At 48.1% G+C, this 24,894-nt stretch carries 19 protein-coding genes; 11 read left to right on the top strand and 8 right to left on the bottom strand.

The features are described 5' to 3' along the window. The first annotated feature begins 51 nt into the window (after positions 1 to 51). From O6P33_RS08260 to fabI, 6 genes are read left to right on the top strand one after another with little or no spacing between them, the layout of a single operon-like run. Positions 52 to 1,878: an extracellular solute-binding protein gene (locus O6P33_RS08260; RefSeq protein ID WP_269817313.1), complete on the top strand. Its 1,827-nt coding sequence runs from the start codon at positions 52 to 54 to the stop codon at positions 1,876 to 1,878. Next, a complete protein-coding gene (locus tag O6P33_RS08255) occupies positions 1,878 to 3,695 on the top strand; it encodes an extracellular solute-binding protein (RefSeq protein ID WP_269817312.1) in 1,818 nt (605 codons plus the stop codon). The genes O6P33_RS08260 and O6P33_RS08255 overlap by 1 nt, the downstream gene beginning before the upstream one ends. A 2-nt stretch (positions 3,696 to 3,697) precedes the next feature. Continuing rightward, on the top strand, positions 3,698 to 4,786 hold the full coding sequence (locus tag O6P33_RS08250) for a microcin C ABC transporter permease YejB (RefSeq protein ID WP_269817311.1): 1,089 nt from the start codon (positions 3,698 to 3,700) through the stop codon (positions 4,784 to 4,786). 1 nt (position 4,787) lies between these two features. After that, positions 4,788 to 5,807 (top strand): ABC transporter permease, encoded by a 1,020-nt coding sequence (locus tag O6P33_RS08245; protein WP_269817310.1) that lies wholly within the window; start codon positions 4,788 to 4,790, stop codon positions 5,805 to 5,807. Then, a complete protein-coding gene (locus O6P33_RS08240) occupies positions 5,785 to 7,413 on the top strand; it encodes an ABC transporter ATP-binding protein (protein ID WP_269819495.1) in 1,629 nt (542 codons plus the stop codon). The genes O6P33_RS08245 and O6P33_RS08240 overlap by 23 nt, the downstream gene beginning before the upstream one ends. Positions 7,414 to 7,445: 32 nt before the next feature. Continuing rightward, complete coding sequence (gene fabI, locus O6P33_RS08235; protein ID WP_269817309.1) at positions 7,446 to 8,243, top strand: enoyl-ACP reductase FabI; 798 nt, start codon at positions 7,446 to 7,448, stop codon at positions 8,241 to 8,243. A 61-nt stretch (positions 8,244 to 8,304) separates the two neighbouring features. Here fabI and O6P33_RS08230 read toward each other — a convergent pair whose 3' ends face one another. The 7 genes from O6P33_RS08230 to O6P33_RS08200 form a co-directional block, all read right to left on the bottom strand. Next, positions 8,305 to 10,176 carry a SurA N-terminal domain-containing protein gene (locus tag O6P33_RS08230; protein WP_269817308.1) on the bottom strand — a complete coding sequence of 624 codons (1,872 nt, stop codon included), beginning with the start codon at positions 10,174 to 10,176 and terminating at the stop codon, positions 8,305 to 8,307. Between the two features lie 187 nt (positions 10,177 to 10,363). After that, positions 10,364 to 10,639 carry an HU family DNA-binding protein gene (locus O6P33_RS08225; RefSeq protein WP_269817307.1) on the bottom strand — a complete coding sequence of 92 codons (276 nt, stop codon included), beginning with the start codon at positions 10,637 to 10,639 and terminating at the stop codon, positions 10,364 to 10,366. Positions 10,640 to 10,777: 138 nt separating this feature from the next. Then, positions 10,778 to 13,180, bottom strand: a complete 2,403-nt coding sequence (lon, locus tag O6P33_RS08220; RefSeq protein ID WP_269817306.1) for an endopeptidase La — start codon at positions 13,178 to 13,180, stop codon at positions 10,778 to 10,780. Between the two features lie 142 nt (positions 13,181 to 13,322). Next, positions 13,323 to 14,606, bottom strand: coding sequence for an ATP-dependent Clp protease ATP-binding subunit ClpX (gene clpX / locus O6P33_RS08215; RefSeq protein WP_269817305.1), 1,284 nt, complete (start codon positions 14,604 to 14,606; stop codon positions 13,323 to 13,325). Between the two features lie 106 nt (positions 14,607 to 14,712). Next, positions 14,713 to 15,354: an ATP-dependent Clp endopeptidase proteolytic subunit ClpP gene (gene clpP / locus O6P33_RS08210; protein WP_420094937.1), complete on the bottom strand. Its 642-nt coding sequence runs from the start codon at positions 15,352 to 15,354 to the stop codon at positions 14,713 to 14,715. 118 nt (positions 15,355 to 15,472) lie between these two features. Further along, positions 15,473 to 16,810, bottom strand: coding sequence for a trigger factor (gene tig, locus O6P33_RS08205; RefSeq protein WP_269817304.1), 1,338 nt, complete (start codon positions 16,808 to 16,810; stop codon positions 15,473 to 15,475). A gap of 114 nt (positions 16,811 to 16,924) precedes the next feature. Continuing rightward, complete coding sequence (locus tag O6P33_RS08200) at positions 16,925 to 18,478, bottom strand: phospholipase D family protein (protein WP_269817303.1); 1,554 nt, start codon at positions 18,476 to 18,478, stop codon at positions 16,925 to 16,927. Between the two features lie 188 nt (positions 18,479 to 18,666). Here O6P33_RS08200 and hemN point away from each other — a divergent pair, with 188 nt between their 5' ends. Then, on the top strand, positions 18,667 to 20,052 hold the full coding sequence (hemN, locus tag O6P33_RS08195) for an oxygen-independent coproporphyrinogen III oxidase (protein ID WP_269817302.1): 1,386 nt from the start codon (positions 18,667 to 18,669) through the stop codon (positions 20,050 to 20,052). A gap of 53 nt (positions 20,053 to 20,105) precedes the next feature. On the opposite strand, the gene O6P33_RS08190 is transcribed toward hemN, so the two are convergent. Then, positions 20,106 to 20,456, bottom strand: coding sequence for a hypothetical protein (locus O6P33_RS08190; RefSeq protein WP_269817301.1), 351 nt, complete (start codon positions 20,454 to 20,456; stop codon positions 20,106 to 20,108). 299 nt (positions 20,457 to 20,755) lie between these two features. Between O6P33_RS08190 and O6P33_RS08185 the strand changes: the two genes are divergently transcribed. The 4 genes from O6P33_RS08185 to livG all read left to right on the top strand — a co-directional run bounded on the left by O6P33_RS08185 (position 20,756) and on the right by livG (position 24,894). Next, complete coding sequence (locus O6P33_RS08185) at positions 20,756 to 21,880, top strand: branched-chain amino acid ABC transporter substrate-binding protein (RefSeq protein WP_269817299.1); 1,125 nt, start codon at positions 20,756 to 20,758, stop codon at positions 21,878 to 21,880. Between the two features lie 70 nt (positions 21,881 to 21,950). Beyond that, complete coding sequence (gene livH / locus O6P33_RS08180) at positions 21,951 to 22,877, top strand: high-affinity branched-chain amino acid ABC transporter permease LivH (protein ID WP_269817298.1); 927 nt, start codon at positions 21,951 to 21,953, stop codon at positions 22,875 to 22,877. Then, complete coding sequence (locus tag O6P33_RS08175; RefSeq protein ID WP_269817297.1) at positions 22,877 to 24,130, top strand: high-affinity branched-chain amino acid ABC transporter permease LivM; 1,254 nt, start codon at positions 22,877 to 22,879, stop codon at positions 24,128 to 24,130. Before livH ends, O6P33_RS08175 begins: the two co-directional genes overlap by 1 nt. Then, on the top strand, positions 24,127 to 24,894 hold the full coding sequence (gene livG, locus O6P33_RS08170; protein WP_269817296.1) for a high-affinity branched-chain amino acid ABC transporter ATP-binding protein LivG: 768 nt from the start codon (positions 24,127 to 24,129) through the stop codon (positions 24,892 to 24,894). The genes O6P33_RS08175 and livG overlap by 4 nt, the downstream gene beginning before the upstream one ends.

The following is a 24,894-nucleotide window of genomic DNA, read 5'->3' as shown; positions in this document are numbered from 1 at the left end:
AACTAGCGTGCTATTGCCTGTTTGTTTGTTAATTAAGGATTTTTGCTGTTTATGCGCGTATTTTTATTTTTTCTTAGCGTGCTTTTATTCAGCCATCAGGCCATTGCCAGTGTTGTTACCAGTCATGGTTACGCGCAGTTTGAAACGCTTAAATACGGTGCTGATTTTACCCATTTTGACTGGGTAAACCCCAAAGCGCCCAAAGGCGGCACAGTCCGCTTAATGGCTTTTGGCACCTTCGACACACTCAATCCTTACACGTTAAAAGGCACCAGTCCTATTAGCACTGCGGACTTTGCCAGTTATGGCATTAGCGAGCTCAATGAGCCGTTAATGGTGGGCAGTGGTAATTATGACCCTTCTGGCGATGAAGCTGCCAGCGCTTACGGCCTGATTGCCGAAAGTGTGCAATACAATGACAGCCGCAGCTGGGTGGTATTTAACCTGCGCAAAGAGGCTCGTTTCCATGACGGCACCCCCATTACCGCCAAAGATGTGGCCTTTTCTTACCGTACCTTATTAACCCAAGGTCACCCGCAATACCGCACTTACCTCCAAGAAGTCGCTCGGGTCGATATTCTCAACGAACACCGCATTCGCTTTGTCTTTAAACGCGCAGGTAACCCTTTACTTATTCTACGCATTGGTGACCTGCCGGTATTACCTGAGCACTATTGGCGCGATAAAGACTTCAACAAAACCACCTTTACCCCACCACTGGGCAGTGGCCCTTACAGCATTACTGAGGTAAAGCCCGGGCGCAGCTTAGTTTTTGAGCGGGTTAAAGATTGGTGGGGCAAAGATTTGCCTGTTAACCGTGGCAAGTACAATTTTGACAAAGTCATCGTGGACTTTTACCGCGATAAGCATGTGGCGTTTGAAGCCTTTAAAGTGGGCAATTTTGATTTTTACATTGAGCATCAGGCGAAAAACTGGGCCAATAATTACCGTTTCCCAGATATTGCTAAGGGCCGCGTTATTCGCGCAGAAATTGCCCATGAAATCCCCACACAAACCCAGGCTTTGTTTATCAACACCCGCCGTGCGCAATTTCACGACCGCGCCACCCGCGAAGCTTTAACAGTACTATTTGATTTTGAGTGGGCCAATAAAACCTTATTCAATAATGCTTATCAGCGCGCCAACAGTTACTACCCCAACAGTGACTTCTCTGCCCGCGGCAAGCCCAAAGGCGCAGAATGGTTGTTGTTGTCTAAATGGCGCGAGCAGCTCCCATTACAATTGTTTTTAGAGCCTTTTAGCTTAGAGACCACCGAAGGCCGTGGCATTCCCCGCGAAACCTTACGCAAAGCCTTAGGCCTGCTGGCTGACGCTGGCTGGAAAACCACACTGAACGGTCTGAAAAACAAACAGGGGCAAACTCTAAGTCTAGAAATCCTTCTGGTTAATCCAAGCTTAGAACGAATTCTGCAAGCCTATGTCAAAAGCCTGAATGAAATCGGCATTGATGCGCGCATGCGTACCGTTGACCGTGCGCAATACAAACAGCGCCTCGATAATTTTGATTTTGACTTGACTTTATTGACTCTGCCGCAAACGCTCAGCCCTGGGCTTGAGCAATGGCAGTATTTTCACTCGTCACAAGCTATGGTAAAAGGCAGTAAAAACTATGCGGGTATTAATAGCCCCGTTATTGATGACTTATTAGAGCAGTTACTCAAGGCGAAAACCTACACACAACAGCGCACTGCTGCCCGTGCTTTGGATCGCGCGTTACTCTGGAACTATTACAGCATTCCAAACTGGTATATTAGTCATCACCGTATTGCTTACCAGAACCGTTTTGAATTTGTGCGTGTGCCACCCTATACATTAGGTTTGCGCGCTTGGTGGTTAAAACCTTCGGAGATTCCTTAATGCTGACTGTGCTGCGTCGCGGTTGTTTATCACTGATTATTTTAGCGTTTAGTAACAGTCTGTTAGCCCAAGGGCAGCATGCTATGACGCTGTATGATGAAGCGCCGAAATACCCCAGCGATTTCACTCATTTTGATTACACCAATCCTGATGCGCCGAAGGGCGGTACTTTACGTCTGGCTGGCCTCAATGGTTTTGACAGCTTGAACCCTTTTATTCCCAAGGGAAATGCTGCTGATCAGATTGGTTTACTGTATGACACCCTCACCTATCACTCTGCTGATGAACCTTTTACCGAGTACGGTTTATTAGCTGAGCGCATCGAAAAAGCTGCTGACAACAGCTATGTACGCTTTTATTTAAACCCCAAAGCGCGCTTTAATGACGGCCAGCCAGTCACTGCAGAGGATGTGCAGTTCACCTTTAACACCCTGGTGGAAAAAGGCCACCCACTCTACCGCCACTATTATGCTGACGTCGCTGATGTTGTGGTAGAAAGTCCGCTGCAAGTACGTTTTGATTTTAAACACACTGAAAACCGCGAACTGCCATTAATTCTCGGACAACTGCAAATTTTGCCCAAGCATTGGTGGGCTGAGCGCGATTTTACCAAGACCAGTTTAGAGCCGCCGCTGGGCAGTGGTCCTTATCAGCTGAGCCGTGTTGATGCCGGTCGTAGTCTGCGTTATGAGCGGGTTAAAGACTGGTGGGCGCAAGACTTGCCAGTGGCTCGCGGACAATATAATTTCGACAATATCCACATTGATTACTACCGTGATATGTCGGTGGCGTTAGAAGCCTTTAAAGCCGGCCAATTTGATTTTAATCTTGAATACTCCGCCAAAGACTGGGCCACCGGCTACAACTCGCCGGCCTTGCGCAACGGGCAAATCATTAAAAAAGAGATCAAAAACCACAACCCAGTTGGTATGCAAGGTTTTACCTTCAATTTGCGCAAAGACCTGTTTAAAGATCAGCGTGTGCGTCAAGCCATTGCCTTGTTGTTTGATTTTGAGTGGACCAACAAGCAGCTGTTTTATAGCTCTTATATCCGCACCCCAAGCTTTTTTGCCAACTCCGAACTGGCTGCGCAGGGCTTGCCTTCGGCAGCGGAGCTGGAGATTTTAGAACCTTTGCGTGGCTCCATTCCTGAGGAAGTCTTCACCCAAGTGTATGCGCCGCCAGTCAGTGACAGCAGCGGCATTATTCGCGAGCGCCGTCTTGAGGCTTGGCGCTTACTGCAGGACGCAGGTTATCGCATTGAAAATGATCGCATGGTCAACGCCGACGGGGAGCCTTTAGCCTTTGAGTTCATTATTGCTCAGGCTAACCTTGAGCGTGTCTTACTACCCTTTAAGCGCAACCTAGAAGAGTTGGGTATTGAGATGACCATTCGCCGTGCCGACGTCTCGCAATACATTAACCGCATGCGCTCCCGCGACTTTGAGATGACCTCAAGTATTTGGCCGCAGTCTAATTCCCCTGGGAATGAGCAGCGCGACTTCTGGCACTCCAGCAGTGTTGATAATCCCGGTAGTCGCAACTTTATTGGTTTACAAGATCCTGCTATCGACAGCTTAGTGGAAGGCCTCATTAACGCCCCTGATCGCGCCACTTTAATTAACTATGCGCGTGCGCTAGACCGCGTATTACTCTGGGGCCATTACGTGATTCCCAACTACTATATCGATACTTGGCGTACTGCTTACTGGCAACATTTAGCCCAACCTGAAATCGCTCCTTTATACGATTATGGTTTGATGACTTGGTGGGTCAAGCCTGATGCAGCTCAGCCTCCTGCAGCGACGGACGAATAACTATGCTGGCTTATATTCTTCGGCGCTTGCTGCTGATTATTCCCACCTTGCTGGGTATTTTGGTGGTCAACTTTATTATCATCCAGGCCGCTCCCGGCGGACCAGTGGAGCAAATGATTGCCAAGCTGGAAGGTTTTGATGCTGCAGCCGGTGGCGCCACTGGACGCATTTCTGGCGGTGGCGCGGAGGTCTCCAGCAGTTCTTCAGCGAGCTACCGCGGTGCTCAGGGCTTGGATCCAGAGCTGGTGCTTGAGATTGAACGTATGTACGGTTTTGATAAGCCGCCCATTGAGCGTTTCTGGATCATGCTGAAAAACTATGCACGCTTTGATTTTGGCGACAGTTTTTTTCGCGATGCTAAGGTCACTGATCTAATTATCGAAAAAATGCCAGTCTCTATTTCCATAGGCTTCTGGAGTACATTATTGATGTATTTGGTGTCGATTCCCTTAGGCATCAGCAAAGCAGTACGCCATGGCAGCTCTTTTGATGTATGGACCAGTTCGGCCATTATTTTAGGCTACGCAATTCCAGCGTTCTTATTTGCCATTCTCTTGGTGGTGGTGTTTGCCGGTGGCAGCTACTTGAGCTGGTTCCCATTGCGCGGCTTAACTTCCAATAACTTTGAAGAGCTGAGCTTGCTGGGTAAAGTGGGCGATTATTTCTGGCACTTAGCACTGCCAGTAACTGCCTTGGTGATCGGTAACTTCGCCACCCTAACCTTGCTGACAAAAAACAGCTTTCTGGATGAAATCAATAAGCAATATGTCACCACTGCGCGAGCCAAAGGCCTACCGGAAAACAAAGTGCTCTACGGCCATGTATTTCGCAATGCCATGCTGATTATTATCGCCGGCTTCCCAGCAGCCTTTATTGGTATGTTCTTTACCGGCTCACTCCTGATCGAGGTGATTTTCTCCTTGGATGGGCTGGGCCTGCTCAGCTTTGAGGCGGCAATTAACCGCGACTACCCCGTGGTATTCGGTACCTTATTTTTATTCACTTTACTGGGTTTGCTGGTTAAGTTGATCGGCGACATAACTTACACCTTGGTCGATCCGCGTATCGACTTTAGCAGTCGGGGGAACTGAGATGGCGCTTTCTCCCATCAACCAACGGCGCTTCGCTTTGTTTAAGGAGCACAAGCGCGGCTGGTATTCATTATGGATATTTCTTGGCTTATTTATTTTATCCCTCGGGGCTGAGTTTATTGCTAACGATAAACCCTTGCTGGTGGAGTATGACGGTGCTCTGTACTTTCCTGTACTCAAGCGCTATCCAGAAACCACCTTTGGCGGTGAGTTCCCCTTGCAGGCCAACTACAAAAGCCCCTATATCAAAGAGCAGATTGAAGAAAAAGGCGGCTGGATGCTCTGGCCGTTGATTCCTTTTAGCTACTCCAGCATTAACTACGACCTGCAAGTGCCCGCCCCGGCGCCGCCATCGCTGCAGAACTGGCTAGGGACCGATGATCAAGGCCGCGATGTACTAGCGCGGGTCATTTACGGCTTTCGTATCTCGGTGTTGTTTGCTCTGACCCTGACCTTGATCAGCTCGGTCTTTGGAGTATTGGTTGGTGCTTTACAGGGGTTTTATGGCGGCTGGGTGGACTTGATTGGCCAGCGTTTTCTTGAGGTGTGGTCGGGGCTACCGGTGCTGTATTTATTAATAATTATGGCCAGCTTTATTCAGCCCAACTTCTGGTGGCTGCTGGGTATTATGCTGCTGTTTTCATGGATGAGCTTAGTCGATCTAGTGCGTGCCGAGTTTTTGCGCGGTCGTAACTTGGAATATGTACGCGCTGCCCGAGCCTTGGGTATGCAGAACAGTCTGATTATGTTCCGCCATATTCTGCCCAACGCCATGGTTTCTACCATTACCTTTTTACCCTTTATCTTAACTGGGGCCATTGGCACCTTAACTGCATTGGATTTCTTAGGCTTTGGCTTACCGCCTGGCTCACCCTCGCTGGGTGAGTTGGTGGCGCAAGGCAAGTCCAACTTACAAGCACCTTGGCTGGGTATCAGTGCCTTTACGGTACTGGCTTTAATGCTGAGTTTATTAGTATTTATTGGTGAGGCTGCCCGTGATGCATTCGACCCAAGAAAATAAAGTGGAACAGTTGCTGGCCATTGAAGACTTATCCGTTGAGTTTGTCAGCGGTGATAACGTACAGCGTGCGGTTAACAATATTAGTTTCACCGTTAATAAAGGTGAAACCTTGGCTTTGGTCGGCGAAAGTGGCTCTGGCAAGTCGGTTACTGCGCACTCTATTTTGCGCTTATTACCCTACCCTCTAGCACGCCATCCCAGTGGCCAAATTATCTATCAAGGTAAAGACTTACTCAGTGCCGCACCAGAGTACTTGCGCAGTATCCGCGGTGATCGTATTGCGATGATTTTCCAAGAGCCCATGAGCTCGCTCAACCCACTGCACAGCATTGAAAAGCAAATCAATGAAATTTTGATACTGCACAAAGGCATGAATGCTAAGCAAGCCTCCGCTCGCACCCTAGAGTTACTGACACTGGTGGAAATTAAAAATCCGGCGCAGCGCATGAGCTCCTACCCTCATGAGCTATCCGGTGGACAACGCCAACGTGTGATGATTGCCATGGCGTTGGCCAATGAACCCGAGCTGTTAATTGCCGATGAACCGACGACTGCCTTAGACGTCACCGTGCAGCAAACCATTTTAAAACTGCTCAAAGACCTTCAGCAACGCCTTGGCATGGCCATTTTATTGATCAGCCATGATCTCAACTTGGTGCGCCGCGTGGCCCATCGCGTTTGTGTGATGCGCAATGGCGAGATTGTTGAGCAAGCGCCCTGTGAGCAGATTTTTACTGATCCACAGCATCCTTATACACAAGAGCTACTGGGCGCCGAACCCAGCGGCCAACCTGTACCACACAGCCCCAGTCAGACCTTACTGGAGACCCAAGATCTACGGGTGTGGTTTCCAATTAAAAAAGGTGTGCTGCAGCGCACGGTGGATTATGTCAAAGCCGTGGATGGCATTAGCTTCAGTTTGCAACAGGGACAAACCCTCGGCGTTGTAGGTGAAAGTGGCTCAGGTAAATCCACCCTAGGCTTGGCTATTTTGCGTTTAATCCACAGCCAAGGCGGTATCTTTTATGCTGGGCAAGGCATTGATCAGCTCTCGCAAAAGCAAGTACGCCCGCTGCGCCGCGACATTCAAGTGGTTTTTCAGGACCCTTTTGGTAGCCTGAGCCCAAGAATGAGCGTCTCAGATATCATTGGCGAAGGATTGGGCATTCATAAGATGGGCAATGCTGAGGAACAAGAGCAAGCCATCATTGCTGCGCTACATGAAGTGGGGCTTGATCCAGAGACTCGGCACCGCTATCCCCATGAGTTTTCTGGGGGGCAACGCCAACGTATAGCCATTGCTCGCGCCTTGGTACTCAAGCCGAAGTTGATTGTTTTAGATGAACCAACTTCGGCTCTAGACCGCACTGTTCAGCGGCAAGTGGTTGAGCTGCTGCGTGTTTTACAGCAAAAATACAACTTAACCTATGTGTTTATTAGCCATGACTTGGCTGTGGTTAAAGCGCTGAGTCACCAATTGCTGGTGATGCGCCAAGGACGAGTAGTAGAACAAGGTGCAGCGGCAAATATTTTTGCTGCACCGCAACAAGAATACACACAGCAGTTGTTAGCTGCGGCTTTTATTAACAGCCCAGCGCAATTGTAACTGCATTATTTGACTCAAAAAGAGGAAAGACCATGGGTTTTATGACCGGTAAGCGTGTTTTAATCGTTGGCGTGGCCAGCAAACTGTCCATTGCTGCAGGTATTGCCGCAGCGATGCACCGTGAAGGTGCCGAATTGGCATTCACCTATCAAAATGAAAAACTGCAAAAGCGCGTTGAAGGTTTTGCTGAGAGCTGGGGCTCATCCGCTGATATGTGTTTCCCGTGTGATGTGGCCAATGATGATGACATTGAAAATGTTTTTGCTCAGCTGGCAAAAAAGTGGGACGGCTTAGACTGCATCGTTCACTCAGTGGGCTTTGCCCCTGGCGACCAACTGGACGGCGACTTTACTGAAGTAACCACCCGTGACGGCTTTAAAATTGCCCACGATATCAGTGCTTACAGCTTTATTGCTCTGGCTAAAGCAGGCCGCGAAATGATGAAAGGTCGCAACGGTAGCCTACTGACCCTGACCTACCTCGGCGCTGAGCGCACTATGCCTAACTACAACGTAATGGGCATGGCTAAGGCCAGCCTGGAAGCGGGTGTACGCTACTTAGCCGGTAGCTTAGGTGCTGAAGGTACCCGAGTTAACGCAGTTTCAGCGGGTCCAATTCGTACTTTAGCGGCATCTGGGATTAAAAGTTTCCGCAAAATGTTAGCAGCTAACGAAAAACAAACGCCACTGCGTCGCAACGTAACCATTGAGGAAGTGGGTAACGCCGGAGCTTTCTTATGCTCTGACTTAGCTTCAGGGGTGAGTGGTGAGATTATGTATGTTGACGGTGGTTTCAATACCACTGCCATGGGTAATCTCGAAGAAGATTAAGCCCAGTTCATAAATAAAAAACCCGCTCTTGGCGGGTTTTTTATTGTTAGGACAATCGCTATTAAAAACGCTCGATTTTTGCATCCAACTCAAGTTGCTGCATTAAGGCGTTAAAGTCTACCTGGCCAGCGCGTGATGCTAGAACTTGCTGGTACTGCACTAGCTCATCGCTGTTAAGCGGCGCAGCTTCGTCGCTGACACCGGTCAGACGTAAAACCACATAATCGCCATTACTTAAACTCAAGCCAGCAAACTCTGCTGCGCCATCTTTCTTAGGCTTAGGCATTTTAAATACTGCTTGCAGCACTTGCGGATCCAATTCTTCTTGAGCGCGGTTAGCGGCCTCAACCACTTGCCATGTATTTTCCTCAGCTTGCGCCACTGAAGTCTGCCCTTCTTTTAGACTCGCCAATAAAGCCTCTCCAGTTGCTTGGGCTTCGGCAATGGCTTGCTGAACAATAAGCTGCTCTTTAATTTGCCCGCTGACCTCAGCAAAAGGGATTGGTTTAGGCTGCAAATGCTCTTGTACACGCAGTACCACAATAGTTTCAGGGTCCAGCTCAATGGCCATACTGTTAGCGCCCTCCTCTAACACCTCAGTGCTAAAAGCCGCTTCCAGCACCTGACGGTTAGCAAAGAGCCCTTCGGCGCCATTGCGGCCAAACGCTTCACTGACTTGAACCTCTAAGCCCATTTCGCTGGCCGGTTGTTGCAAATCAGCTGACTCATAGGCGAAGCCTTCTAAGTCTTTTACCGCTTCTACAAAACGCTGCTCAACTTGGCGCGCTTTTAAGTCTTGCGCTAATTTGTCTCTAAGGCTAGCAAAGCTTGGAATGTCTGCTGCTCTAACATCCAGTAGCTTAATGATATGCCAGCCATAGTCGGTGCGCAGCGGTGCAGACACTTGCCCTTTATCTAAGGCAAATAAAACCTCTTCAAACTCCGGCTCATAGACACCTGGTGCAGCAAAACCAAGGTCACCGCCTTGTTGAGCCGAGCCGATATCGTCCGATACATCCTGTGCAACCAGGGCAAACTCTTCATCCGCCTGTAAACGTTGTACAACGTGCTCTGCCTGTTCGCGAGCTTGCTCATCGCTTACCGCATCGTTCACTTCAATTAAAATATGAGCAGCACGGCGTTGTTCTGCTAAGTTAGCAATTTCAGCCTGATACAGGTCTTGTAACTCATCGTCATCCACCTCAACTAGGTCAAAGAAGCTTGCTTTGTCGAGCTCAATATACTCAACAATAACCTGCTCTGGAGTCATAAACTCAGCACCATTATCATTGTAATAGGTTTCAACTTCGGCATCAGTTACAGTGATTTGATCCAGCTCTGGTTCCAGCGTCAGCATGGCAAAGTCACGGGTTTGGCGCTCTAAGCGAGCAAAGGCCTGAGCCTCTTGCTCAGTAACAAATGCACTGCCAGCAATACCAGCACGTAACTGTCCAGTACGCATTTCTTGCTCAATCATTTGTCGAAACTGCAAACGGGTGTAACCCATTTGACGAATCACTTGGTCAAAACGGTCAGCATTGAACTGGCCATCCACCTGAAACTCAGGGGCAAGCAAAATAAACTGATCAACGGCTGCACTAGAAAAGGCTAAGCCCGATTGGTCGGCCGCTTGCACCAGTAATTTGCGCGAAATAAGACCTTGTAAAGCGGCTTCTGAGAGCAACTGGTCATCAATCAAGTTGGTGTCAAAATCTCTACCAAACTGTTCTATAAGCTGTCTGCGCTGAAGGCTTTTAGCTTCAGCTAATGCATCGAGGGTGATTTCTTCGCCGTTTACTTTGGCAACATTGTTACTATTACTGGTGGAGCCCATGATTGCTTCAAAACCAGTAAAAGAAAAAAGTACCACAATCAAACCAATAATGGATTTAGAGATCCACCCCGTAGAGTTATCTCGAATTTTCTGCAGCATGCATCCCCCGATGTCGCCATTCACAATGGCTATGCATTATGGGTAGGTCGAACAAAATAAAGGCGCACCAAATGATGCGCCTTTGAATTCAGCGATACGTAATAAACTGCTGCCTGCCAATATCAGTGCAGACACCAATTAATACGTATCAGATCCATCAATATAAATACTGGTGGCTAACAAGCGCTTAGTTGTTTACAGCGTCTTTAAGTGCTTTACCTGCTTTAAAGCCAGGAATTTTAGCTGCAGCAATTTCGATAGGATTACCCGTTTGTGGGTTGCGACCTGTACGGGCAGCACGATCTTTAACAGAGAAAGTACCAAAGCCAACTAATACTACCGATTCTCCCTCTTGAAGTGCGCCTGTGATGCTTTCAATAACGGCATCTAATGCACGTCCTGCAACCGCTTTAGGAATATCTGCCGATGCGGCAACCTTATCAATCAACTCTGACTTGTTCACTCGTAAGTCCCCTTAGGTTTTTCTAAAAATAATTATAATTGCAATTTAAATGCAAAAAAAAGCTTTATTATGCAACTCAATGACACAAACACCTTACCTTATAGCAAGGTGTCAAAAAGCATGTCAACCACAACTGCATTAATGTGTGCTTATCCGATCATTGGCCTCAGCATCACGCGATTCATCCTTCAGCAATAATTCAGATGCGAGATCTGACAGAGGCTCAGGCATGTATTGCAACGCAATCTGTAGCACTTCGTCAATCCATTTAACTGGTCTGATGTCTAAATCGGCCTTTATATTAGCTGGTATTTCCTTCAAGTCACGCACATTTTCTTCGGGGATGATAACTGTTTTGATTCCGCCCCGGTGGGCAGCGAGCAATTTCTCTTTTAAACCACCAATTTGTAGCACTTGGCCACGCAAGGTGATTTCACCGGTCATCGCTACATCTGCACGTACAGGTATCTTGGTCAAAGCTGAAACCAGCGCCGTACACATGCCTATGCCTGCGCTAGGGCCATCTTTGGGGGTAGCCCCCTCAGGCATATGTAAGTGCACGTCATTCTTCTCATAGAAGCTTGGAGCTATGCCCAGCAACTGAGCACGGCTGCGCACAACAGTTAAGGCTGCGGTCATTGACTCAACCATCACCTCGCCCAGTGAACCCGTTTTAATCAGCTGCCCCTTGCCGGGAATCACTGCAGACTCAATGGTTAATAACTCACCACCCACTTGCGTCCAGGCCAAACCTGTGACCTGTCCAATTTGGTCATCGGCTTCAGCCAAGCCATAAGTGAATTTTTGCACGCCAAGGTAATGCTCAAGATTCTCAGTAGTTATAGTTGCACTGACCTTTTTCTGGTCAGCTTGCTCTTTCACCACCTTGCGGCACACTTTAGCAATTTGTCGCTCAAGGCCACGCACACCTGCCTCTCGGGTGTAGTAGCGCACCACATTGAGTAAGGCCGCAGGCTCAAAGTTCAGCTCTGCATCTTTCAAACCATTGGCTTTAAGCTGCTTACTGACTAAATACTTTTGCGCAATATTGAGCTTTTCATCTTCGGTATAACCAGGCAGACGAATCACTTCCATGCGGTCCAGCAATGGCCCTGGAATATTCATTGAGTTGGCAGTACACACGAACATCACATCGGATAGATCGTAATCCACTTCCAAGTAGTGATCGTTAAAGCTGTGGTTTTGCTCTGGGTCCAGTACTTCCAGCAAGGCTGAAGCAGGATCACCGCGCATGTCTTGACCCATTTTGTCGATTTCATCCAACAAGAATAATGGGTTGCGCACCCCGACTTTGCTCAAACGCTGGATTACCCGACCGGGCATCGCGCCAATATAGGTGCGGCGGTGACCACGGATTTCCGCCTCATCACGCACACCACCTAAGGCCATGCGGATGTACTTACGGTTCACTGAGCGTGCAATCGACTCTGCCAGTGAGGTTTTACCCACACCAGGCGGTCCAACCAAGCACAGAATCGGGCCTTTAAGTTTTTTCACCCGCTTTTGCACAGCTAAATACTCAAGGATGCGCTCTTTAACCTCTTCCAGGCCAAAGTGATCGGCTTCCAGTATTTCTTCTGCACGCTTTAAGTCTGAACGTACACGGCTTTTAGCTTTCCACGGGGTATTAATCAACCAGTCCAGATAGGTGCGCACCACAGTGGCTTCAGCCGACATGGGCGACATTTGCTGCAGCTTTTTAAGTTCTGCATGTGCTTTTTCTAAGGCTTCCTCCGGCATCCCAGCTTCATCAATACGTTTTTTTAACGCATCGGCCTCATTAACACCGTCTTCGCCTTCGCCCAGCTCTTTCTGAATGGCTTTCATTTGTTCATTCAAGAAGTACTCGCGCTGGCTACGCTCCATCTGCTTTTTCACGCGGCCGCGAATACGTTTCTCGACATTGAGCAACTCAAGCTCAGTATCTAAAATACCCAACAACAGCTCTACACGCTCAGCAATCTGCCACTGACTAAGAACAGATTGCTTCTGCTCTAGCTTGAGGGTCATCTGCGCGGCGATGGCGTCAGCCAAGTGCCCCGCAGCATCAATATCACTTAATGCGGTTAAAGCTTCTGCAGGAACTTTTTTGCTCTGCTGCACAAAACCTTCAAACTGTTCGAATAGAGTGCGGCACAGCACTTCATTTTCAACAGTACTGGCTGCTTGCTCGTCTTGAGTTTCTACTTCAGCGCTTAAGTAGTCAGCATCACTAGCAGACAACTGCTTAATGATTTCTCCACGCTGCTCACCTTCGGCCAGCACTTTCACTGTGCCGTCTGGGAGTTTCAGTAATTGTAAAATAGTTGCAACAGTACCAACCTCATACAAAGCGTCGGTATCAGGATCATTGTCCGCTGGGCTGCGTTGCGCAATCAACAGGATCTTTTTGTCGCCTTGCATTGCAGCATCAAGGGCTGCGATAGATTTTTCACGCCCTACAAATAGGGGGATAACCATATGCGGATAAACCACAACATCACGCAATGGCAATAACGGCAATTCGATGATTGTCTTCATTCTTCTCTCTCACATGCGGCACGCAGGCCGTAATAATTGGCTAAGCCTGTGATCAAAGATGGGGGCGCATTGCAACAATTACAAGGTGATAGGCATAAAAAACAAAAGGGCCCGCAGGCCCTCTTGTAGACAACGCGAGCAATTAAGACTCTGGCGCTGCTTTTTTCTCTTCACTTTCTTGTGTTGCATAAATCAACAATGGCTTAGATGCACCAGTAATAACACTTTCATCAATCACCACTTTGGTGACATCAGTTTCCGATGGAATGTCATACATGGTATCGAGCAAGATACCTTCCAAGATTGAACGCAAACCACGGGCGCCAGTTTTACGCAACAAAGCGCTCTGAGCCACTGATTTCAATGCATCCGAACGGAACTCTAGCTCAACCCCTTCCATGTCGAATAACTTAGCATATTGCTTAGTCAATGCGTTCTTCGGCTCGGTTAGGATCTGCACTAAAGCAGCTTCATCCAGCTCTTCCAAAGTAGCAATCACTGGTAAGCGACCAACAAACTCGGGAATCAAGCCAAACTTCACTAAGTCATCTGGCTCAACATCACGCAATGCTTCGCCGATTTTTTTCTCTTGCTCTTTGCTGCGCACTTCTGCGCCAAAACCAATACCACCCTTGGTAGAACGGTTTTGGATGACTTTTTCTAAGCCAGCAAATGCACCACCACAAATAAACAAGATGTTTTTCGTATCAACCTGCAAAAACTCTTGCTGCGGATGTTTGCGTCCACCCTGTGGTGGAATCGAAGCAACAGTACCCTCGATCAGCTTCAGTAAGGCTTGTTGTACGCCCTCACCGGAAACATCACGGGTGATCGACGGATTATCCGATTTACGGGTAATTTTATCGATCTCATCAATGTAAACGATGCCCATTTCTGCTTTTTCAACATCGTAGTCACATTTTTGCAGCAATTTTTGAATGATATTTTCCACATCCTCACCCACATAACCGGCCTCGGTCAGTGTGGTTGCATCAGCAATGGTGAAAGGTACATTCAATAAGCGCGCTAACGTTTCTGCCAGTAAGGTTTTACCTGAACCTGTTGGTCCAATAAGCAGAATATTACTTTTACCGAGCTCAATTTCGTCTTTCTTATCATGGTTGTTTAAGCGCTTATAGTGGTTGTAAACCGCTACAGCTAATACTTTTTTAGCGCGCTCTTGGCCAATCACATACTGGTCAAGAATGCCGCTGATTTCCTTGGGAGAAGGCAATTTATGTGCTGCATCTTCAGTCTCTGCTTCTTCCACTTCCTCACGGATAATGTCATTACACAGATCAACGCATTCATCACAAATAAAAACCGAGGGGCCAGCAATGAGCTTGCGCACTTCATGTTGGCTTTTGCCACAGAAGGAGCAATACAGCAATTTGCCTTTATCCTCGCCACTACGCGTATCAGTCATTCGTTCGTTCCAGTTTGGTAGGCTATGAGTACAAGATGGGGGCTTGAATTGGTTTATTCAACCCCAGCCACTCACATTAAACATATTCAGTAGTGCTTAACACCGGTTAAGCAGGTATTTCACGCTTAGTCGCCACCTGATCAATCAAGCCATATTTAACGGCTTCTTCAGCGCTCATAAAGTTATCGCGGTCGGTATCTTTAGCAATAACATCAATGGGCTGCCCAGTATGGTCGGCTAAGATTTTATTCAAGCGATCACGAATCGTTAAAATCTCGCGGGCGTGGATTTCAAAATCCGAGGCCTGGCCTTGGAAACCGCCTAAGGGCTGGTGAATCATCATGCGTGAGTGTGGCAAGCAATAACGCTTACCTGCTGCGCCACCTGCCAGCAGCAAAGCACCCATGCTCGCCGCTTGACCGATACACATGGTAGATACATCCGGCTTAATAAACTGCATGGTGTCGTAAATCGACATACCTGCAGTGACTGAACCGCCCGGTGAGTTGATATATAAGTGGATATCCTTATCAGGATTTTCTGCTTCTAAGAACAGTAACTGCGCCACGACCAGGTTTGCCATATAGTCTTCGACTGGACCGACCAAGAAAATAATGCGTTCTTTGAGCAGGCGTGAATAAATATCATAGGCGCGCTCACCGCGAGATGATTGCTCAACTACCATTGGCACTAAACCGCCAGCAGCGTGGATATCGTGCGGGTTTTGCATAAACATAGTGTCTGACATTTCGGCCGTAGCTCCCAGATTATTCGTCATCGTCATAAAGACACACAAGCCAGCGCTAGGCTGGCTTGTGGTGTAACAGGCAAGAGCCGATTAATATTTGGCTCCCAACAAAGTGCTATTACTCAGCGCTAGCTTCTTCTGCTTCTTCAGCAACTTCAGGCGCTGCCGCAGGTTTTACTGCTTCTTCATAAGTCACAGTAACATCAGTTACTTTGGCTTTACCTAAAACAGTATCTACAACTTGCTCTTCAAGCACAACAGCACGTACGTCTTCTAGCTGCTGCTCGTTCTTGTAGTACCAGTCGATCACTTGCTCTGGTTCTTGGTAAGCCGCAGCCATTTCTTCAATGGTGCTGCGTACGCGCTCATCATCGGCTTTGATTTCGAACTGCTTAACCATTTGCGCAACAATCAGACCCAGAGCTACGCGGCGCTTAGCTTGCTCGGCGAACAACTCAGCAGGCAGCTGCTCAGGCTTAACATTGCCGCCAAACTGCTGTACTGCTTGCACACGCAAACGATCAACTTCGTTAGAAATCAATGCGCTTGGTACTTCAATTTCATTGGCAGCGAGCAAACCGTCCATCACTTGGCTTTTTACTTTGCCTTGTACCGCTTGCTTGAGCTCACGCTCCATGTTCTTTTTAACTTCAGCGCGGAAACCGTCCAAACCACCTTCGGTGTTACCGAACATCGCAAAAAACTCTTCATTGAGTTCTGGCAGCTCAGGGGCTTCAACTTTATTTACGATAACGGTGAACTCAGCAGTTTTACCGGCCAAATCAAGGTTTTGGTAGTCTTCTGGGAAGGTTGGGTTGATAACCTTAGTTTCACCGGCTTTGCAGCCCACTAATGCTTCTTCAAAACCCGGGATCATACGACCTGAACCCAACACTAAAGGTACGTTATCAGCGGTACCGCCAGCGAAAGCTTCGCCGTCAATGCTGCCAACAAAGTTAATCGTCACTTGGTCTTCTAGCGCAGCTGCGCGATCAACTTCAGCGAAAGCGGTATTTTGCTTGCGCAAGATGTCCAGCATGTTGTCGACATCAGCTTCAGCCACTTCGGCGCTCTGACGCTCAACTTCAACACCTTCCAGTCCTTGCACTTCAAACTCTGGAAACACTTCAAAAGTAGCGATGTACTCAAGATCTTTATCTTTCTCGAATACTTTTGGCTCAATCGCTGGTTGACCCACAGGGTTAACTTTTTCAGCAACAACGGCTTCATAGAAAGTTGCTTGGATCACATCACCCAGTACTTCTTGACGCGCATCAGCTTCATAACGCTGGCGAATGATGCTCATAGGTACTTTACCTGGACGGAAGCCAGATACTTTAGCGCGCTTCGCTGTTTGCTGAAGGCGTTTGGTTACTTCACTTTCAATACGCTCAGCTGGAACGCTAATGTTCATTTTGCGCTCAAGGGCGGAAGTACTTTCTACGGAAACTTGCATGGTTATTCCTCGTTGAATAGACGTGGCCAGACATACCGACCCTAGAATCAAGGGCATGCATTCTAGAGCGCTCGAACAGAAATATCCATCCAATCCGGCAGAGAATTTTAACTATTACAATAAACCTTCAATTGGTAGCCAAGAAAGTAAGCGTGTAGAGACACGTCGCCACACACTACTATTGGGCTCTGAAGTATAGGTTTGCACACCGGCATCACGCTGCTCGATCCAGTAAATCCGACCTGTCTCAGTCAGTTTTACCTCATATGCATGGGCAGGTATTTCATCGTAAAAGGCCTGATTGATACGCTGTGCAAGGCGCGGGCTATCAATCACGAAGCCTAATTCTGTATTTAAATTGGCTGAACGCGGATCAAAGTTAAAGGAGCCGACAAAAACATGTTTACGATCCACGGAAAAAGTTTTGGCATGCAGACTTGACCCCGAGCTGCCTAAAAATCTTTTTTTACGCTTCATCCGCTTAACTTGAGTTGGATGACGCTGCATCTCATATAACACCACCCCAGCTTTAAGTAGAGCTTTACGGCGTTTTGCGTACCCTGCATGCACAGCTGCCACATCGGTAGCGGCCAAAGAGTTGGTCAGCACCTTAACCTCAACGCCTTTACGTACCAGCCAAGCAAAAGCCTCAACACCGGCTTCAGTGGGGACAAAATACGGTGAGATCAGCTCAACATCCACATCTGGATCGCCAATAATATCTTGAAACTGCTGGATCAATAGTGACTCTTTCTGTGCGTTACCTAGGCCTTTACGCGGATCATCACTGACCATGCGCACCTGCAGCCATTCGAAATCAATGCTGCGCTGCTCAAGCTGACGAATCAACTCTGACTCACGCAATGACTCCACATACTGCTGGGCTCCAGGGCTGCCGGCAATGCTCTGAGAGCGCGCACGCAACTCCTGCAGTGATATACCGCGGCCATTAGGCACTACACGCTCGAGTGGGTAAGAAGATGCGCTGTGCCAATACTTATCAAAGTCAGTGGAGACCTCCTGAACTGCCGCACCCACGCTGAGAATATCTAAATCAGCAAACAACACATCATCTGTAGCACCAAAGTACTCATCGCCGATGTTGCGGCCACCGATGATGCTAAAGGAGTTATCAGCGATAAACGATTTGTTATGCATGCGCCGATTGAGCCGTGAAAAGTCGGTGAGAAAGCCCCACCAGCGTGGTGCGCGCACCATAAATGGGTTAAACAAACGCACTTCTATATTTTCATGGCTATTGAGGGCAAGCAAAATAGGCTCGGCGGCACTGGTATTATTATCATCCAATAGCAGGCGAACTCGCACGCCACGCTCAGCAGCTTCATGTAGGGCTTCAAAGAGCATGGTGCCGGTCATATCTTGCCGCCAAATATAATACTGCACATCCAAGCTGCGTTGCGCATACTTAGCCAGCAGCATGCGTGCAGCAAAGGCCTCATCTGCTTCAATCAGCGGATAGATACCACTTTTTTCGGTGCCGTGCTCTTGTTCAAGAGCAGTTAACACCTTAGCAAAGTAGGTGTCGGCCACCTCTTCTTTCGAGTACGCCAGCGTCTGGGTGCGTCCATCTAAGCTTGGTAAGCTTTGGCAGCCGGTCACCAAGAGACTCAAAGCAATAAATCCCAACTTAATAAGTTTGCTAGTCATAATCTAATTTAAAATGCCATTGTGTTTATGCTACTGAGGATAAAATTGCCCTAAATCAAGAACATGCAGGTCTGTTAACGCAAAACAGACCAAGTGAGGTAGTCTATCCTTTTTCAATAATGATCAGCAAAACTGATCATCTAAATTCGCTATTTATCATCGCTTTTTATCATAGAGGGGTCTAGCCAATGGAGCACATGCCAAGCTTTAACCGAGCACTTGTGGAAAAATACGACCGTCCCGGTCCACGCTACACCTCCTACCCCACAGCGCCGCAATTTCACACCGCTTTTGCTGCAGATAACTATATTCAGGCTGCCCAGACCAGTAATCAGCACGCAGCTAAACCTTTATCCATTTATATTCACATCCCTTTTTGCCAAAGCCTGTGCTACTACTGTGCCTGCAACAAAATTATCACACAAAAAACCAGCCGTGCAGTCGAATACCTTGAGTATCTCAAGAAGGAAATTCAGTTACAGGCCAAGCTATTTGATAAAAAACGCAGCGTAACGCAATTGCACCTTGGTGGCGGTACTCCAACCTACCTCACTCAAGAACAACTCACTGACTTGATGGACACCTTACACAGTGCCTTTAATTTAGATACGAGTGAGCAGCGACAGTTTTCTCTAGAAGTTGACCCACGTACCATTACTCCTACGCAGATTCAGCAGCTGCGTGACCTTGGTTTTAACCGTATCAGTTTCGGTGTACAAGACTTTGACCCTGACGTACAAAAAGCGGTCAACCGTATTCAAAGCGATGAACAAGTTGAAGCATTAATGACAGCTGCACGCGCGGCGCAGTTCCGCTCCATCAGTGTTGACTTGATTTACGGCCTGCCCCTGCAAACGGTTACCAGTTTTAATACCACCTTAGATAAGATCATTGCCTTACGCCCTGACCGTATTGCCGCCTACAGCTACGCCCACCTGCCGAAACTCGTGCGTGCTCAGCGCCTGATTCGTCCTGAAGACATGCCACCACCAGAGCGTAAGCTAGAACTCTTGGAACTGACCATTCGCCGTTTATGCAGCGCAGGTTATGTTTACATTGGTATGGACCACTTCGCCCTACCGGAAGACGAACTGGCACAAGCACGTATCAATGACACTCTACAGCGCAACTTCCAAGGCTACTCAACCCATGCCGACTGCGACCTGATCGGCCTTGGCGTGTCTTCCATTGGTAAAGTGGGCGACACCTACAGCCAGAATGTAAAAGAGTTGTCGCAGTATTATGCTTACTTAAATAAAGATCAGTTGCCGCTGCACCGCGGTTACCAACTCAATGCCGACGACCGCCTACGCCGCGATGTAATCAGCACCTTGATGTGTCACAACCGCATTGATATTGCGACAATTGAGCAACAACACGGCATTAACTTTAATGAATATTTTGCTGATGCTCTCGTCCAGTTACAAGAGCAAGTCGCCGATGGCTTGCTCACCATTAATGATGAAGCAATTGTGCTGCTGGACCAAGGCAATTTAATGATGCGCAGTGTGGCCATGGCCTTTGACGCTTACTTAGGCGCTAAGCAGCGCGGTGAGTTCTCGCGCACGGTTTAAAGGCAACAGATTTGACTGCGATAGATGAGTATTTTTATCGCAGTCAAATCTGTTTAGTCTAAGTCTTCTTCATCTAAGTGGAACTTATGCAAGATGCGGTGCGCCACTGGCGCAAAAGTAATCCCCAGCACAGCAACAAATACCAAGCCCGCATACAGACCGTAAAAACCGACAAACAATTTACCAGCAACGCTTTGTGGTGCGGTTAACGTTCCATGCCCACCCAGTAATAAAGTGGCATGCAAATAGGCATCATGCCAAGGCATGCTTTCAAAATACATAAAACCTAACATGCCGATTAACACTGAAACTGCAATCACCAATACCGCAATCAACACATGGTAAAGAATGCGCTTATAAAACTCTGCGCGGCTCAACATTGGCTGATTTTTTGATTCATACATAGCAACAATCCCTAACAACTCAGGCAGAGCTAAAGCTCTCTAATAGTGCCTCATTAAAGTTATAAAAGCCCTTAACCCACAGCCTTTATTCTTAAACCAATGCGCATATTAGCAGCAAGCCGAGAAAGTCTCGTGACTTTAGCGGCAACTGCTTGCTAACCCAGCCTTTTTAGGGTGTATAAGCTGCCAAATAGTTCCACTTATCAGAGAAGTTCACTACACTGAGCAACGCTGACATTCGCCATTTGCTAAGATTTAAGTGGCGAAATTACAAAAAACTATAAAAAGGTGCCGATTTTATGAGTAAAACAACTCGACGTATCAGTAAACTGTTCGCCGCGATAGCTTTGGTAAGTGCCACCAGCTACTCACTGGCCGCTGAGCCAATTAAAATTGCCCTTGCTGGCCCTGTGACTGGCCCTGTTGCGCAATATGGCGATATGCAATCAATGGGCGCCTTAATGGCCATTGAGCAAATTAACCGAGCAGGCGGTGTCAATGGCAGCATGCTTGAAGCTGTCACCTATGACGATGCTTGTGACCCTAAGCAAGCGGTTGCGGTTGCTAACAAAATCGTCAATGACGGTATTCGCTTTGTAGTTGGTCACTTATGCTCAGGCTCAAGCCAGCCTGCCTCTGACATCTATGATGAGGAAGGCATCTTGATGATCACTGCAGCTTCAACCACTCCTGAGCTAACCGAGCAAGGTCACACGCTTATTTTCCGCACCATTGGTTTAGACACCATGCAAGGCCCAACAGCCGGCGACTACGTTGTCAACGAACTCAAGCCAAAGCGTGCTGCGGTACTGCATGACAAGCAGCAGTACGGTGAAGGAATTGCTACCGCGGTTAAACAAGCCTTGGATAATGCCGACATCCCTGTGGTGTTATTCGAGGGTGTAACCACTGGCGATAAAGATTTCTCTGCGTTGATTGCTAAGCTGAAAAAAGAAGACGTTGATTTCGTTTACTTTGGCGGCTACCACCCCGAAATGGGCATGCTGCTGCGTCAGTCGGCAGAAAACAAGTTCGATGCGCGCTTTATGGGCCCCGAGGGTGTGGGTAACAGCGATATTTCTGCCATTGCCGGTGCAGCCTCTGAAGGCATGCTCGTAACTCTGCCGAAAGCCTTTGATACCGACCCTAAAAACGCTCATTTAGTTGAAGCCTTTAAAGCTAAAAAACAAGATCCGCGCGGAGCCTTTGTGTTCCCAGCCTACGCTGCAGTGCAAGTGATGGCCGATGCAATGACCATCAGCAACTCGCAAGAGCCTGAAGAAGTAGCCGCAGCGCTACGCAGCAATAGCTTTGATACACCGACTGGTGTGCTTGAGTTTGATGACAAAGGCGATCTGAAAAACTTCAGCTTTGTAGTCTACGAATGGCATGCAGACGGCAGCAAAACCCCTCTAACCGAGTAATTTAACTGCCTCAAGCCTCGCCGTTCATTTTTATGGACGCGCGAGGCTGTTGTGTTTGCCGGGTACCCTTATGAACGAAGCTTTTTTTTATTTTCTGCAACAACTGCTGAACGGTTTAACCGTGGGCAGTACTTATGCGCTGATTGCCATTGGCTACACCATGGTGTACGGCATTATTGGCATGATTAACTTCGCTCATGGCGAGGTCTATATGATCGGCAGTTATGTCACATTTATTGCCCTGACTGGCCTGGCCATGCTCGGGCTGGAAAGTTTGCCTCTGCTTATTTTTGGCGCTTTTATTCTCAGCATTGTTGTGACCAGCGCCTATGGCTACAGTATTGAACGGGTTGCTTACCGCCCTTTGCGTGGCAGCCACCGTTTAATCCCTTTGATTTCAGCCATTGGTATGTCAATTTTACTGCAAAACTTTGTGCGTATTGCCCAAGGTGCACGTGATGTAGCCATGCCGCGTTTAGTCACCGGCGGTGTAACCCTGGGCGATGAAGCCAGCTTTCACGCTAGCCTGTCGTATATGCAAATTATTATTTTCGTCACCACGTTAGTGGCAATGATTGCCCTCAGTATCTTTATTTCACGTTCGCGCACCGGGCGCGCCTGCCGCGCATGCTCTGAAGACATTAAAATGACTGGCCTGCTAGGCATTAACAGCAATGCAATTATTGGCATTACTTTTGTTATTGGTGCGATTTTAGCTGCGGTGGCTGGGGTATTGCTCAGCTTATATTACGGCGTAGTTAACCCCTATATTGGTTTTATGGCTGGCCTCAAAGCCTTTACTGCGGCTGTGCTAGGTGGCATTGGCAGTATTCCCGGAGCGGTGCTCGGCGGTCTGGTGCTCGGGGTAACAGAAGCGATGACTTCCGGCTACTTCAGCAGTCAATACAAAGATGTTGTGGCTTTTGCGCTATTGATTCTAATTCTACTGTTTCGTCCGACCGGTATTTTAGGTCGCCCTGAAGTGGAGAAAGTCTAATGCGTTTGTATCCTAAATCAGCGATTTTCTCTGCCCTAGTCACCCTAGCTTTAAGTGCTGTACTACTGGGTGTGCGCCTCACTCAAGTGGGTACCGAGTTGACTTTAGTGGGCGCAAGCGAGGCCGTTTTGTGGAAAATTGCAGCAGCAACTGCGCTGATCTTCTTCTACAACCTGTTTCGTGAACCCATTGAGCGCGCCTTAGGCTTGATGCCCAAGCCAAGCCTGCCCTCTGGTTTACGCGAGTTAGGCCAGCGCCAGTTTATTCAGCGCATGTTTTGGTGCTTTTTAATCGCTGCTGCACTTATTTTCCCGTTCCTCGGTTCGCGCAGCCAAATTGACCTAGCCACCCTAGTCTTGATTTACATCATGCTCAGTTTAGGCCTCAATATTGTGGTCGGTTTAGCTGGACTACTGGACCTTGGTTATGTGGGCTTTTATGCCGTGGGTGCCTATACCTACGCAATGCTTGCGATGTACTTTGGCGTCGGCTTCTGGACGGGGCTAATCGCTGCAGGTGTTATGGCAGCATTCTTTGGCTTTATTCTGGGCTTCCCGGTACTGCGCTTACGCGGCGACTACTTGGCCATTGTTACCCTAGGTTTTGGCGAAATTATTCGCATAATGCTCAACAACCTCACCGACCTCACCGGCGGTCCAAGGGGCATTGGTAGTATCCCTAAACCAACGTTCTTTAATTTAGAGTTCAGTCGCCGTGCCAGCGAAGGCTCGCAAACCTTCCATGAGTTTTTTGGTATTGCCTTTAACTCTAACCACCGCGTGATGTTTCTTTATTTACTGGCGCTAGTGTTGGTACTGATCACTATTTTCGTGATCAACCGCCTGATCCGCATGCCAATTGGTCGGGCTTGGGAAGCCATTCGCGAAGATGAAATTGCCAGCCGCGCACTGGGACTAAACCCCACCAACATCAAGCTTAGCGCCTTTACCATTGGAGCCACTTTTGCCGGCTTTGCTGGTAGTTTCTTTGCTGCTCGTCAGGGGTTTATCAGCCCAGAATCCTTTACCTTTATTGAGTCGGCAATCATCTTAGCCATTGTTGTTTTAGGTGGTATGGGCTCACAGGTTGGCGTGATTTTAGCTGCTATCGTCATGACGGTATTGCCCGAGATGGCCCGTGAGTTTAACGAGTACCGGATGCTACTATTCGGCTTAATGATGGTGCTGATGATGATCTGGCGTCCACAGGGCCTGCTGCCCATGAAGCGTCCACACATGGAGTTGCGCCCATGACTACAAATATTCTCGAGGTTAGCGACCTAACCATGCGTTTTGGTGGTTTGCTCGCGGTAAACGGGGTGGGCTTAACGATCAAAAAAGGGCAAATCGTCTCTATGATTGGCCCCAATGGCGCGGGCAAAACCACGGTTTTTAACTGCTTAACTGGCTTTTATCAGCCCACCGCAGGAAAAGTCGTTTTTTCCGGTGAAGAGATACAAAATCTAAGCGGTTATAAAATTGCACGCAAAGGCATGATTCGCACCTTTCAGCATGTGCGTCTGTTTAAAGACATGACCGTTCTGGAGAACTTATTGGTTGCTCAGCATCAACACCTGAATAACAGTTTATTGGCTGGTTTATTTAAAACCCGTAGCTACCGTAAAGCCGAGCAAGAGGCTTTAGACAAAGCAGTTTACTGGTTAGAAAAAGTGCGCCTACTCGATGATGCAAACCGCGAAGCCGGCACCCTTGCCTACGGCCAACAACGGCGTTTAGAAATTGCTCGCTGCATGGTCACGCGCCCTAGTTTGCTGATGCTTGACGAACCAGCTGCAGGCCTCAACCCCAGCGAAACCGACGAGCTTAAACAACTAATTAACAACTTACGTGACGAGCATGGCATCAGCGTTTTACTGATTGAACATGATATGAAACTGGTGATGGATATCTCTGACCACATCGTAGTGATTAACCAAGGCACACCTTTAGCCTCGGGGACGCCAGAGCAAGTACGCAACAATCCAGCAGTCATCAAAGCTTATCTGGGGGAAGAGTGA

This window comes from Denitrificimonas caeni (assembly GCF_027498055.1).
Classification (GTDB): domain Bacteria; phylum Pseudomonadota; class Gammaproteobacteria; order Pseudomonadales; family Pseudomonadaceae; genus Denitrificimonas.
The sequence above is the reverse complement of the archived record's forward strand: the minus strand, read 5'-3'. Positions and strand labels throughout refer to the sequence as shown.

Excerpts from the sequence above, each read along its gene's own strand:
- livG (WP_269817296.1), top strand. The coding sequence starts at position 24,127 with ATGACTACAAATATTCTCGAGGTTAGCGACCTAACCATGCGTTTTGGT.
- O6P33_RS08250 (WP_269817311.1), top strand. The coding sequence starts at position 3,698 with ATGCTGGCTTATATTCTTCGGCGCTTGCTGCTGATTATTCCCACCTTG.
- O6P33_RS08240 (WP_269819495.1), top strand. The coding sequence starts at position 5,785 with ATGCATTCGACCCAAGAAAATAAAGTGGAACAGTTGCTGGCCATTGAA.
- hemN (WP_269817302.1), top strand. The coding sequence starts at position 18,667 with ATGGAGCACATGCCAAGCTTTAACCGAGCACTTGTGGAAAAATACGAC.
- clpX (WP_269817305.1), bottom strand. The coding sequence starts at position 14,606 with ATGACTGATACGCGTAGTGGCGAGGATAAAGGCAAATTGCTGTATTGC.
- fabI (WP_269817309.1), top strand. The coding sequence starts at position 7,446 with ATGGGTTTTATGACCGGTAAGCGTGTTTTAATCGTTGGCGTGGCCAGC.
- O6P33_RS08255 (WP_269817312.1), top strand. The coding sequence starts at position 1,878 with ATGCTGACTGTGCTGCGTCGCGGTTGTTTATCACTGATTATTTTAGCG.
- O6P33_RS08175 (WP_269817297.1), top strand. The coding sequence starts at position 22,877 with ATGCGTTTGTATCCTAAATCAGCGATTTTCTCTGCCCTAGTCACCCTA.
- O6P33_RS08185 (WP_269817299.1), top strand. The coding sequence starts at position 20,756 with ATGAGTAAAACAACTCGACGTATCAGTAAACTGTTCGCCGCGATAGCT.
- O6P33_RS08190 (WP_269817301.1), bottom strand. The coding sequence starts at position 20,456 with ATGTATGAATCAAAAAATCAGCCAATGTTGAGCCGCGCAGAGTTTTAT.
- lon (WP_269817306.1), bottom strand. The coding sequence starts at position 13,180 with ATGAAGACAATCATCGAATTGCCGTTATTGCCATTGCGTGATGTTGTG.
- livH (WP_269817298.1), top strand. The coding sequence starts at position 21,951 with ATGAACGAAGCTTTTTTTTATTTTCTGCAACAACTGCTGAACGGTTTA.
- O6P33_RS08245 (WP_269817310.1), top strand. The coding sequence starts at position 4,788 with ATGGCGCTTTCTCCCATCAACCAACGGCGCTTCGCTTTGTTTAAGGAG.
- tig (WP_269817304.1), bottom strand. The coding sequence starts at position 16,810 with ATGCAAGTTTCCGTAGAAAGTACTTCCGCCCTTGAGCGCAAAATGAAC.
- clpP (WP_420094937.1), bottom strand. The coding sequence starts at position 15,354 with ATGTCAGACACTATGTTTATGCAAAACCCGCACGATATCCACGCTGCT.
- O6P33_RS08230 (WP_269817308.1), bottom strand. The coding sequence starts at position 10,176 with ATGCTGCAGAAAATTCGAGATAACTCTACGGGGTGGATCTCTAAATCC.
- O6P33_RS08260 (WP_269817313.1), top strand. The coding sequence starts at position 52 with ATGCGCGTATTTTTATTTTTTCTTAGCGTGCTTTTATTCAGCCATCAG.
- O6P33_RS08200 (WP_269817303.1), bottom strand. The coding sequence starts at position 18,478 with ATGACTAGCAAACTTATTAAGTTGGGATTTATTGCTTTGAGTCTCTTG.